At 52.6% G+C, this 11,920-nt stretch carries 10 protein-coding genes; 4 read left to right on the forward strand and 6 right to left on the reverse strand.

What is annotated here, in order from left to right; translation table 11 throughout:
• Window positions 1-65 precede the first annotated feature (65 nt).
• From ACI3UA_RS04520 to ACI3UA_RS04545, 6 genes are all read right to left on the reverse strand, one after another.
• Window positions 66-2,003: an ABC-F family ATP-binding cassette domain-containing protein gene (locus ACI3UA_RS04520; RefSeq protein WP_439723638.1), complete on the reverse strand. Its 1,938-nt coding sequence runs from the start codon at window positions 2,001-2,003 to the stop codon at window positions 66-68.
• A gap of 30 nt (window positions 2,004-2,033) precedes the next feature.
• The gene (locus tag ACI3UA_RS04525; protein ID WP_439723639.1) at window positions 2,034-3,413 is read right to left on the reverse strand and encodes a hemolysin family protein; all 1,380 of its coding nucleotides are present in this window, start codon (window positions 3,411-3,413) and stop codon (window positions 2,034-2,036) included.
• Window positions 3,414-3,531: 118 nt separating this feature from the next.
• The gene (locus tag ACI3UA_RS04530; RefSeq protein WP_439723640.1) at window positions 3,532-5,826 is read right to left on the reverse strand and encodes a DNA topoisomerase III; all 2,295 of its coding nucleotides are present in this window, start codon (window positions 5,824-5,826) and stop codon (window positions 3,532-3,534) included.
• A 227-nt stretch (window positions 5,827-6,053) separates the two neighbouring features.
• Window positions 6,054-6,464 (reverse strand): DUF805 domain-containing protein, encoded by a 411-nt coding sequence (locus tag ACI3UA_RS04535; RefSeq protein ID WP_439723641.1) that lies wholly within the window; start codon window positions 6,462-6,464, stop codon window positions 6,054-6,056.
• A 204-nt stretch (window positions 6,465-6,668) separates the two neighbouring features.
• Window positions 6,669-7,085 (reverse strand): DUF805 domain-containing protein, encoded by a 417-nt coding sequence (locus ACI3UA_RS04540; RefSeq protein ID WP_439723642.1) that lies wholly within the window; start codon window positions 7,083-7,085, stop codon window positions 6,669-6,671.
• A 241-nt stretch (window positions 7,086-7,326) separates the two neighbouring features.
• Window positions 7,327-8,586 (reverse strand): diaminopimelate decarboxylase family protein, encoded by a 1,260-nt coding sequence (locus tag ACI3UA_RS04545; RefSeq protein ID WP_439723643.1) that lies wholly within the window; start codon window positions 8,584-8,586, stop codon window positions 7,327-7,329.
• Window positions 8,587-9,017: 431 nt separating this feature from the next.
• Here ACI3UA_RS04545 and ACI3UA_RS04550 point away from each other — a divergent pair, with 431 nt between their 5' ends.
• The 4 genes from ACI3UA_RS04550 (at window position 9,018) to rpe (ending at window position 11,920) form a co-directional block, all read left to right on the forward strand.
• Window positions 9,018-9,314, forward strand: coding sequence for a PTS sugar transporter subunit IIB (locus ACI3UA_RS04550; protein WP_439723644.1), 297 nt, complete (start codon window positions 9,018-9,020; stop codon window positions 9,312-9,314).
• A 192-nt stretch (window positions 9,315-9,506) separates the two neighbouring features.
• Window positions 9,507-10,763, forward strand: coding sequence for a PTS transporter subunit IIC (locus ACI3UA_RS04555; protein ID WP_439723645.1), 1,257 nt, complete (start codon window positions 9,507-9,509; stop codon window positions 10,761-10,763).
• Window positions 10,764-10,798: 35 nt separating this feature from the next.
• Window positions 10,799-11,242, forward strand: a complete 444-nt coding sequence (locus ACI3UA_RS04560) for a PTS sugar transporter subunit IIA (RefSeq protein WP_439723646.1) — start codon at window positions 10,799-10,801, stop codon at window positions 11,240-11,242.
• 33 nt (window positions 11,243-11,275) lie between these two features.
• Window positions 11,276-11,920 (forward strand): ribulose-phosphate 3-epimerase, encoded by a 645-nt coding sequence (gene rpe, locus ACI3UA_RS04565; protein ID WP_439723647.1) that lies wholly within the window; start codon window positions 11,276-11,278, stop codon window positions 11,918-11,920.

Genomic DNA, 11,920 nt, shown 5'->3' on the forward strand with positions numbered 1-11,920 from the left:
ATGCCTTATAAAAATTCAGCACCTTCCTCGCTTCCATGCACATACCCCCGTTTAATTTTTGCATGTCACACTTCTTCTGCCTTTTCCTCAAGATACGCCCAGCGTTCCATGAGCTTTTCCAGCTCGGCGGAAACCCGGGTTTCCTCACCGGTCAGCTCGCTGATTTTGCCATAATCCGCGGCATACAGCTCCATCTGGTAGTGGATGCCCTTCAGCTCCCCTTCCTTGCTGGCAATAATCGCCTCAATCTCGCCATATTCACGCTTTTCAGACATGGTAAGGCCTTTTTTCTGTGTTTTTTCCTTCTGAACCGGCTTCTTTTCAGCAGGCGCCTCACTATCTGCCCCCTGCTGTTTTTTATTGCCCTGAGTATTGGAATCCGCCCGGGCAGACGCTTTTTCCTCCGCCTCTGCCCTTGCCTTGTAGTCACTGTAGCCGCCTACATAAAAATTGATTTTGCCGCTGTCATCCTTGTCGTAGACGAAAACCTTCTTTGCCATGCGGTCGGTAAAGAAGCGGTCATGGGACACGAAAATAATCGCTCCGTTAAAATCCTCGATAAAATTCTCAAGGATGCCCATGGTTTCCAAATCCAAATCGTTGGTAGGCTCATCCATAAGCAGGACATTGGGCGCCTCCATCAGCACGCGCAAAAGGTACAGGCGGCGTTTTTCACCGCCTGACAGGCGGGCAACCTCCGTGTACTGCAAATCCGGCGGAAAAAGGAAACGCTCCATCAGCTGGCCTGCGGACAGCTTCGTGCCATCCGCCATGGTGATGTAGTGCGCCGCCTCCTGAATGTATTCCTTGGCACGCAGCCTGCCGTCCATCTCGGCGTTGGTCTGGGCAAAATAGCCAATCCTCACGGTCTGCCCGATATCCACACTGCCGCTGGTAGGCTGCAGCCGCCCGGCAATAATATTCAAAAGGGTGGACTTGCCCGTGCCGTTGCCGCCCAGAATGCCGATGCGGTCATTTCTCAGCACCGTGTAGGTCAGATCCTTGATGTATTCCCTGCCTTCCCACTCGTAGCTCACATGGTCCAGCTCGATAATCTTCCGCCCCAGGCGGCTTCCGGCAAGGCCGATTTCCACCTTGTTCCGCTCCAAATCCACCTTCTGATCCCTGACCTGCTCATACCGCTGGATGCGGGCCTTCTGCTTGGTAGAGCGGGCCTGCGCCCCCCGGCGAATCCACGCCAGCTCATTTCTGAGGAAATTCTGCCGCTTTCTTTCCCCGGCTTCCTCCCGCTCAATCCTGGCCGCCTTCAGCTCCAAAAACTCGGAATAATTTCCCTGATAGCTGTACGTCCTGCCCTTGTCAAATTCCAGAATACCGCTGGCCACCCTGTCCAGAAAATAGCGGTCATGGGTAACCATCAGCAAAGAGCCCTTCCAGCCTGCCAGATATTCCTCCAGCCAGCCGATGGTTTCGCTGTCCAGGTGGTTGGTAGGCTCATCCAGAAGCAAAAGATCGCAGGGCTGAATAAGCGCCGTAGCCAGCGCCAGCCGCTTCTGCTGCCCGGAGGACAGGCTGCCCACCTTTGCCGCAAAATCCGTTATCCCCAGATGGGTGAGGATGCTCTTGGCCTCGCTTTCCATGCTCCAGCCGTTCAGGGCATCAATCTGCCCCGATGCCTTCACCAGAAGCTTCTGCACTTCCTCCGAGGTGTCCCCTGCCTCGCTTTTTGCCAGTGCCGACTCATAATTCCGCAGGGCCTGCATCAGTGGGCTGTCATCCTTGAAAGCCTCCATCAGCACCGTATTGTCAGCCTCAAATTCCTTGGACTGCTCCAAAAAGCTTATGCGCAGGTTGCGCATGGCCACCATACTGCCGGTATCTGCCGCCAGCTTTCCTGCCACCGTCCGCAGAAAGGTGGACTTGCCCGTGCCGTTGATGCCCACGATGCCTATTTTGTCGCCTTCATTTATGTTGAGATTTACATGACTGAAAAGGGCCTTCTCGCCGTAGCTTTTGCCCAGATCCTCCACTGTCAGAACCATTGTCCCTGCCCCCGATAATCTAAAATAATTTTACTGCTGAACAGTATTTTCTTCTTTCCGGCCGCCCTCCGTCATATCCACAATCTCGTCATGCTCCTCTGCCAAAGGCTTTGGCAGCTTCGCCAGAATTCTGGTAATGCGCAGATTGTCCATTTCCTCCACAAAGAAATCCCTGCCGTTCCAGCTGGCCTTCATGCCGATGCTTGGCGGTGACTGGACGTTGTTATAAAGCCAGCCGCCGATGGTATCAATATTGTCCGCCTCAATATCCATTTCCAGAATATCGCAGACTTCCTCCAAAAGCAGTTTGGCATCAATGGAATACAGGCATTCATCCCGCTTCTCCGCCAGCGGCCGCTCCTGGTCAAACTCATCCTGAATTTCGCCCACGATTTCCTCAATAATATCCTCGATAGTCACCATGCCTGCCGTCCCGCCGTACTCATCCACCACGATGGCAAGCTGTGAGCGATCCCTCTGCATCATCTTCAACAGCATGCTGATTTTCATGGTTTCCGGCACAATCAGCGCCTTTCTCACCAGCTGGCGGAGCCGCGGACGGCGCCTCTTGTACAGGTAGCCCATCAAATCCTTGATGTGCAAAAAGCCGATAATATCGTCCTTGTCCTCACGGCACACAGGATAGCGCGTCATATGCTCGGACACCGCCACCTGAATATTTTCATCAAAGGAATCCTCCGTATAAAGGCATACCATGTCGGTGCGTGGTATCATGATTTCGCGCACATTCCTGTCGGCAAAATCAAATACATTGTCCACAAAATCCAGCTCTGTCTTGTCAATGTAGCCCTTTTTGTGGCTTTCCTCCATGAGAATACGGATTTCATCCTCGGTGTGGGCCGGATTTTCGCTCTCCGTTTCCACAGGAATCCCCAGCTTTTCTGCCGTATAATTGGCCACATGGTTCAAAAACCACACAAAAGGATACATTACCTTCTGAAACAGCAGCATGGGCATGGCAATATTCAGCGTCACCGCCTCTGCCTTCTGAATGGCCAGATTCTTCGGAATCAGCTCACCGCAGATGATGTGCATTGCCGTAATCAGGCCGAAGGCTATAGCAAAGGAAATGGTCGTAGCCAGCGTGCCGCTCAGGCCGAAATACACAAATACCGGCTCCAGCACATGGCTGACCGTCGGCTCACCCAGCCAGCCAAGCCCCAGGGAGGCCAGCGTGATGCCCAGCTGGGTAACGGACAGGGACACATCCAGATGGTCCGTGAGCTTTTTGGCGTACATCGCCCTGTTGTTGCCCTCGTTAATCATGGTTTCCAGGCGGGAGCTGCGTATCTTTACCACTGCGAACTCCGCCGCCACGAAAAAGCCATTCATCAGCACCAGTAAAATCACAAATATCAGCTTAATGATAATTGTCGTAATATCGTCCAAAACTTACCTCTACCTCCAACGCACCAAACATTCTTTGTCCATAATGCTTTATCCATAATATTGTATCCACAATGTTTTATCGGCAAAATGCAATGCCACGCTATAATGCCATATCATGCTATCGCAAAAATTCTCTGGAAAAGGCTTCCATTTCCTCATCACTCATATAGGGATTGCCCAGGTCAAAATCATCGCCGGCCTGCGCCATGCCGCGCCGGCTGAAAGCAGGATTGCCGGTACTGCCGGCGTGTCCCGTATTGCCGTTATTGCCTCCATCACCGTCATAATTACCAGCATAATTGCCATAACTGCCATAATTTCCCTGACGCCTCTTCGCCCCCTCAAAATCAGGCTTGCCGTCCTTGTCATCACAGCTCATGCGACAGCGCGGATAGTTGCTGCAGCCCCAGAAATCGCCGTTTTTGCCATGCCGCTTCTGCATGACGCCGACACTGCAGCGGGGACAGCGTATCTGCCCCTCTGCCGCCAGGCTGGTGCCATTTGCCTTCTGGCACAGGCGGGCGGTAAACTCAACCTGCGACTGCAGGAATTCATCAAGGGAGCCGTCACCCTCCGCCATGGAGTGCAGCCTGTCCTCCCAGATGGCCGTAAAATCAGGGTATGCCAGTTCCTCCGGCATGGCATCAATCAGCATGTAGGCTGACTGGGCAGGCTGGAGATATTTTTTCTTGCCGGTTTCCTTGAGAAGCTTCCGCTTGTGAATCAGCTCGTCAAGGATGGTCGCCCTTGTTGCCTCCGTGCCTATGCCGTATACCGCCTTCAGCTGTTTCTTTGCCTCCGGATTCTGCACGAATTTATGAATATCCTTCATGGCCGCAATCAGGGTTGCCTGAGTGAAGCGGGTTGGCGGCTTGGTTACGCTCTGCCCCAGCTCACCGGACAGATAGGCCACGCCGTCATTTTTCTTCATAGGCGGCAGGGCATTGCCGTCGACGACGTTCTCACCATTATCGCCGCTGTCATTATTCTCGTTATTGTCATCATCACTGCCCTCGGCATTGTCCGACGGGGCGGCATTATTGGCATCAGCAGGCTTTTTCTTATAAGCATAAAGGGCCTTCCAGCCCAAATCAATCTCCGTCCTGCCGCTGGCGGCAAACAGCTCTTCCTTGTAGGTCACCTCGACCTTGGTCTGATAGTAGGTATGAACAGGGTAAAACTGTGCCAGATACGCCTGAGCAATCAGGAAATAAATATTCCGCTCCACAATGCTCATTTTCGTCAAATCCGCCTTGACGCGGGTGGGAATAATGGCGTGATGGGCCGAAATCTTCTTGTCATTCCAGGCCCTGCTCTTTATCCTGCTGTCAGCCCCTGCCGCCCAGACGGCAAGCTGCTCGTGGGCGATGCCCTGCAGATTCTGCAGGATGGTGCCGCTGTCCTTGAACTGGTTTGTCGGCAGGTATTCGCAGTCGGAGCGGGGGTAGGTGGTCAGCTTCTGCTCATACAGCTTCTGCGCCGTGTCCAGCACCTGCTGCGGCTCATAGCCAAACCGCCGCCCTGCCAGCACCTGCAGGGACGACAGGGAAAAAGGCAGTCTCTGCTGTTCCTGCTTCTTTGTCCGGGCATAGCCGGACACCACGCCGTCGTTGGGGCTCTGCAAAAATTCCGCCAGCTTTGCCTCGGCAATCTTCTTATCAATCAGCCTGCCCTCCGGGTCAAGGCCTGCCTGAATATCCTTTGGCTTCCACTGGGCATGAAACTGGCCGTTGGCATGCTGAAAAAGCCCCTTGATGGTGTAATAATCCTGGGGCTTGAAGTTCTCTATCTCCCGTTCCCGCCGCACCACCAGCGCCAGTGTCGGCGTCTTGACGCGGCCCACCGGCAGTACCAGCTTCCGATGGCCTGAACGCCGGGCGGCCAATGTATAGGCGCGGGACAGGTTCATGCCGATCAGCCAGTCAGCCCTCGCCCTTGCCAGTGCCGACTGCCTGAGATTAAAGAACTCCGCGTTCTGCCGCAGATTATTGATTGCCTCCCTGATGCTCTTCTCGTCAAGGGCATTGAGAAGAATTCTCCGCACCGGCTTGTCACAGCCCACATACTCCAGCACCTCGTCCACCAGCAGCTGACCCTCTCGGTCAGGGTCCCCGGCATGGACGATTTCATCAGCCTGACTGATGAGCTGTCTTACCACGGCAAACTGCCTTGCACTGCTCTCCGACACCAGTAACTGCCATTTTTGCGGCACAATGGGCAAATCCTCCGCCCGCCAGATTTTATATTTTGCATCGTATTCCTGCGGCTCCGCCTGCCTCAGCACATGGCCGAAAAGCCACGTCACCGTGCCTGCCGCCGTTTCAATGAAGCCGTTGCCCTTTCTCTGCGGCCCCGGCAGGTTTGCCGCAATCTCACGCCCCATGCTGGGCTTTTCCGCTATAAATAAACGCACCTTGCACTATCTCCCGTAATATTTTTGTCATATATCAATGATACCTGTTTTACCATCATATTGCAAATAGCTACGCCTGATTATAAAGAAAAAGCCCCTGTGCAAAGCATATGCCGCCGCACACAGGAGCTATCTGCATTACTGCCAGCGCATCATCCCGAAGAATAAGCTGCCGCTCAGATGCTGTCTATATACTGTTTGGGTGCTGTTCAAAGGCCGGAAAGAGTTCAGCAGGGACTGCCATAAGCGTTGTCTTCCTTCTCTCCACGGAGTACAGCCAGCGCCAGGAACAGGACAAACCCAAAGAAGTTAAAAACATCGGTAAATACGTTACTGCTGAATTCCACCGACATAATGCCGGACACCACAGGCAGGACAGGCAAAATCAGCCACCTGCCGCCCTTGCCCAGATCATGCAGGCGGCGCACATCGAAGCTGAGGGTAACCACCTCGGAAACCAGGAAAATCAGTATCATCAGCTGCTGATTTACCATATTTTCCATAATATCCACACCATAAATTGCCACGGCAATCCCCTCTATTATTACAAAGGCAAAAAAAGTCGCCACGGCCGCCAGAAGGCAATTCCTGATATATCTGCCCCTGCCCATACGTCCCTCAAACATTCTCCTCAACATAAAAATCACCCTTTCCTCCATTTTTAAGCTTTAATTTTTTAACGAATTCTTTCTTGCAATCCTTGTACGCTGTGCCGGAAAGAACATTACACAATTATGCAAAAAATTTTTTATATGTTTTTCCGCGCAAAAATGCACATAAAAAAACGGCCGGATGCTCCCTCCTCAAAGCCATCTGACCGTTTTTCAGTCCTCACGCCCGTGCTACTCACAGGCCGGCCCGTATTCATTTACACCCTGCTGTCCCTTGATAATGGCCAGCGCCGCAAACAGCACAATGCCATAGGCATAAATCAAATTGGTTATCCATGCATCCTGAATCTTCAAAGTGGCGATACAGCCTGCCACCTGAACAACCGGCAGCAGCAGCCATACACCTCCCTTGCCCAGATCATGCAGACGGCGCACATCAAAGCTCAGGGTAATCAGACGGGTTATAATTGCCACAAATGCAATCAGCACAGCCTCCATCGTTTCCTGCTCCAGGGCACCATTGCCAAATATGGCCAAAAAAGCGGCATTGACAATGACGAGCACCAATATTGCGGCGCCTACAACCAGAAAATACTTTTTCAAATAACGCCCCCTGCTCATACGCCCCTCAAACATCATTCTCAGCATACAAATCCTCCTTTCTGCCACAAAACTGCTCAAAAGATTCCTCTCTGTATCCCTTATACGCAGAATAAAACAAAACATTACATGGAAATCACAATAAAAAAACACCTACAAAGAAGAATATCTTTAACATATTAAATAGGCCGTCCATGCCTCCGTTAATATATTATGGTCAATATCCTATCCCGCAGGTGTTTTTATTTTATGCACTTTTTATTGCCATCTGCCTTTGCGGCAATAACTTTTACATCATGGCCCCGTCAAAGCCGGTCAGGGTGGCAAAATAATCCTCGTTGGTCTCGGCGCGGCGGATAAGCTCCACACTGCCGTCCTCGTGAAGCAGAAGCTCTGCGCTTCTCAGCTTGCCGTTGTAGTTGAAGCCCATGGCATGACCGTGGGCACCGGCATCATGGATGATGATGCGGTCGCCAATATCAATCTTCGGCAGCTTGCGGTCAATGGCAAACTTGTCGTTGTTCTCGCACAGGGAACCGGTCACATCATAAATGTGGTCGCACAGGGCATTTTCCTTGCCGGCGATGGTGATGTGATGATATGCGCCATAGAGGGCAGGGCGCATGAGGTTTGCCATGCAGGAGTCAAGGCCGATGTAGTCCTTGTAGGTCTTTTTCTCATGCAGGACGGTGGACACCAGCCAGCCGGCAGGGCCGGTCATGGCACGGCCGCTCTCCATCTTGATGGCGATATTGGTAAGCCCGGCAGGGCCGAGGATTTCATTGTACGCCTGCTGAATGCCCTGGCCGACAGCCTCCAAATCCACAGGCTCCTCCTCCGGACGATACGGAATGCCTACGCCGCCGCCCAGATTGACAAACTCCAGCTCAATGCCCAGCTTGTTCTTGATTTCCACAGCCAGGTTGAACATGAGCTTGGCCGTGTAGATAAAGCCCTCGGTGCGCCGCTCGTTGGAAATAACCATGGTATGCAGGCCAAAACGCTTTACGCCCTTTGCCTGGGCCAGCTTGTACGCCTCAAAAATCTGGTCGTAGGTAACGCCGTACTTTGCCTCGGTAGGCTTGCCGATAATATCGTTGCCCTCAATCAGATTGCCCGGATTGTAGCGGAAGGACAGGCACTCTGGCATGCCGGCATGCTTGTCCAGATATTCGATATGGGAAATATCGTCAAGGTTGATGATAGCCCCCAGCTCGATGGCCTTCTGGAACTCATCAGCAGGCGTATCGTTGGAGGTCAGCATGATGTCCTCCCCCACAACCCCTGCCGCCTTGGACAAAAGAAGCTCCGGCAGGGAACTGCAGTCACTGCCCGCACCTTCCTCTGCCAGCACCTGAATCAGGCGCGGATTCGGCGCCGCCTTTACGGCAAAATGCTCCTGAAACTTCGGCGCCCAGCTGAATGCCGCCTGCAGCTTGCGGATGTTGTTTCTGATAGCCTTTTCATCATAGATATGAAAAGGTGTAGGATACTTGGCAATCACTGCCTCCAGCTGTTCCTTGGATAACGGAAATGTCTTTTCACTCATGATATTCATTCCTCCATTATAATTTTTTCGTTATAGAACACCGTTCTGTAATGCAAATTTTGTTATATTTATACTGTGTCCATATTATAGAATAATAGAGAATTAATGTCAATTAGAAAATGGCTTTTCCCCCTACTTTTAAGAAAAAACTGCCGTGGCAGGGAAGGATTTTTTACCAGCTGACCAAAAGCCCGTCAAAACTGCTGACACATTTTGACAAGATTGTAAAAAAACGTGCAAACAAAAGGAAATACATTCCTGTAGCGAAAAAAACAATTCTCATTTATACTTGAAGCAAGCTAAAGGAAATAAGCGCTTATAAAACCGAACAGGCTTAACCAGTATCAATGTCATACTGCCACCAAATCAAAGAGAGAAGCTATCTATCAATGTTAAATGAGCAATCCAGTAAAAATCAGGGGGAATAAAAAATGAAAAAGGTATCTGTATTAGTAGCATGCGGCAGTGGAGTAGCAACCTCCACCATCGCCCAGGAGGCCATCAAGGGCATCGCTCAGGGAGCAGGCGTAGAAATCGAGGTTCACAAGTGCACCATTGCCGACATACCGAGCCAGCAGAGCAACGTGGATGTGGTTTTCACCACTGCCAACTACAGAAAGCCGCTGGACAAGCCGCATCTTTCCGTGTTCGGGCTGGTATCCGGCGTCAACGAGGCCAAGGTCAAGGCAGATGTTGCCGCCCTGCTGAAGCAAATCGCCGAGAGCTGATAAGGGGGCCTGCAGGCTAAAAACTGCAGACTGCAAACTGCACGGCTGTAAAGCTGTAAAGCTATGAGACTGTAGACTGCAAACCTATGAGGTGTAAGTCTATAAGCTGCAAAGTAATGAAGTTATGAAGCTGTAAAGCTATGAACTGTAAAACAACAAAGCTGTGACGCTAGAGAGAAGGAGTAATTTGTCATGGATATGCTGTTAGAGTTTTTTCAAGGCTTCGTGGGACTGGGAGCCGCGGTGCTGCTGCCGGTAGTTATCTGCCTGCTGGGGCTGTTCTTCCGCATGAAGCCGGGGCAGGCAATCGAAGCCGGACTTTTCGTAGGCATCGGCTTTCAGGGCCTGTGCCTGGCGGTCAACCTGCTGATAACCACCATCCAGCCTGTAATGTCCTACTATGAGTCGATGGGCTCCGGCTACAACGTGCTGGAAATCGGCTTTGCCGCCCTGGGCGGTGCGGCGTGGACAGTGCCCTTTGCGGTGCTTGCCATCCCTGCCATCGTCATCATCAACCTGATTCTGGTGCGCATGAAGCTCACCAAGGTGCTGAATGTGGACATCTGGAATTTCATGCACTTTCTGGTGCCGGGGGCCCTTGCCTATGCCCTTTTTGACAGTGCCATCATCGGCTTTTTGGTAACCCTCATCCTGGCGGTGGTCACCCTGTTCTTTGCCCAGTGGGCGGCACCGAAGTGGGGCGAGTTCTTCGGGCTGGAGGGAACCACCTGCACCACCCTTTCCTTTGTGGCATGGGTTTATCCGATTGCCGTGCTCATCAACAAAATCATCGACGCCATTCCCGGCCTGAAAAACCTCGACGTGGAAATGAGTGCCATTGAAGCGAAGCTGGGCGTTTTCGGCAAGCCGGCCATCATCGGCATCGTTGTAGGCGCCTTCCTGTCCCTGCTCACCAGCCAGCCGCTGGGTGCGGCACTGACTATCTGCATGGGCGTTGCCGCCTCCATGCTGCTCATCCCGCGCATGGTAGGCATCATGATGGAGGGACTTTCCCCTATCGGCACCTATGCCAACACCTACATGAAGAGCAAAATCGGTGATGATGCAGATGTCTACATCGGCATGGATATTGCCCTGGGACTGGGAGATCCTGCCTGCATCACCTGCACCGCCATCATGATACCTGTCACCATCATCCTGGCCTTCCTGGTGCCTGACATGAGGTTTTTCCCGCTGGGCATTCTGGCGGAGGTGTGCTACCTTGCCCCTATGTGCGTGCTGGGCAGCAACGGCAACATCTTCCGCACGCTGGTAGTCATGACCTGCATCATGTACGTCACCCTGTTCTTTGCCAACATCTTTGCCGGTGAGGCAACCCAGATGATGACCGTGACCGGCGTACACTTTGACAGCATGGTGACAGCCTCCCACTTCGGCTGGAATCCGGGCAATGTCGTCGTATCCCTGGTACATTCACTGATGAACTAATCTGCCACTGAAAAACTGAAAAAGAGGTGCTATCAATGTCAACAAACCGCTATCTGGTTCTCAGCGGCCACGCCCAAAACTCCGAGGAAGCCATCTCTATATGTGCAGACGCCCTGCACAAGGCCGGTATCGTCGGCGATGAATTTGGCAGGAAGTGCTGTGTCAGGGAACGGAGCTACCCTACCGGACTGCCTACGGAAATCCCTGTCGCCATTCCCCATTGCAAGGACACCGGCATTCAGGAAAATGCCATCTGCATCCTGCGCCTGGACAAGCCGGTCACCTTCTACCGCATGGACGATGACGAGGAAAAAATTGAGACCAGGCTGGTGCTGAACCTTGCCATCAAAAATCCCAACGAGCATCTGGCCGTACTGCAGAACCTCATGGGCTTCCTGAACAACAGTGACGAAATCCGCCGCTGCATGGAACTGCCGGAAACCGAGCTGATTGATTACCTGACTGCCAAAATCGGCTGATGCACGGCTGATTTGTAAGGAGGATACAGATTTATGAATACAAAATTATCGCCATCCGTATTTGCCGCCAATCTGGCAACCCTCGCCGATGACCTGAAAATTCTTGAGGAAAACAACGTGGAGCTTCTCCATGTGGATGTAATGGACGGACATTTTGTGGAGCGCATGGCATTCGGTGCCGACCATATCGCCATGCTGAAAAAAATGACCTCCATGCCGCTGGATGTCCATCTGATGATTGAGAGGCCGGAGAACCACATCGAGGCAATCGCTGCCGCCGGGGCGGATATCATCACCATTCATGTCGAATCCACCACGCGCCTGTACAGCTGCCTGCAAAAAATCAGGAAGCTGGGCAAGAAATGCGGCGTGGTGCTGAGCCCGGGCACACCGGCAGAGGCCATCAGCTGTGTGGCACATCTGGTAGATATGGTGCTGATTATGACCGTCAATCCGGGGGAGGGCGGCCAGCATTTCCTGCCGGACATGACGGACAAAATCATGAAGGTGCGCTCCATTGTGGGCCCGTCCGTAGATGTAGAGGTGGACGGCGGCATTGATGCAGGCAATATTGCCCAGTGCCATCGCGCCGGTGCCAACGTCTTCGTTTCCGGCGGCTATCTGTTCAAGGGGGACAAGGCCGCCAACATCAGGGCCATGCGCGAGGCTATCGCCTGA

It is taken from the genome of Anaerovibrio sp. (genome assembly GCF_051866355.1).
GTDB lineage: Bacteria > Bacillota > Negativicutes > Selenomonadales > Selenomonadaceae > Anaerovibrio.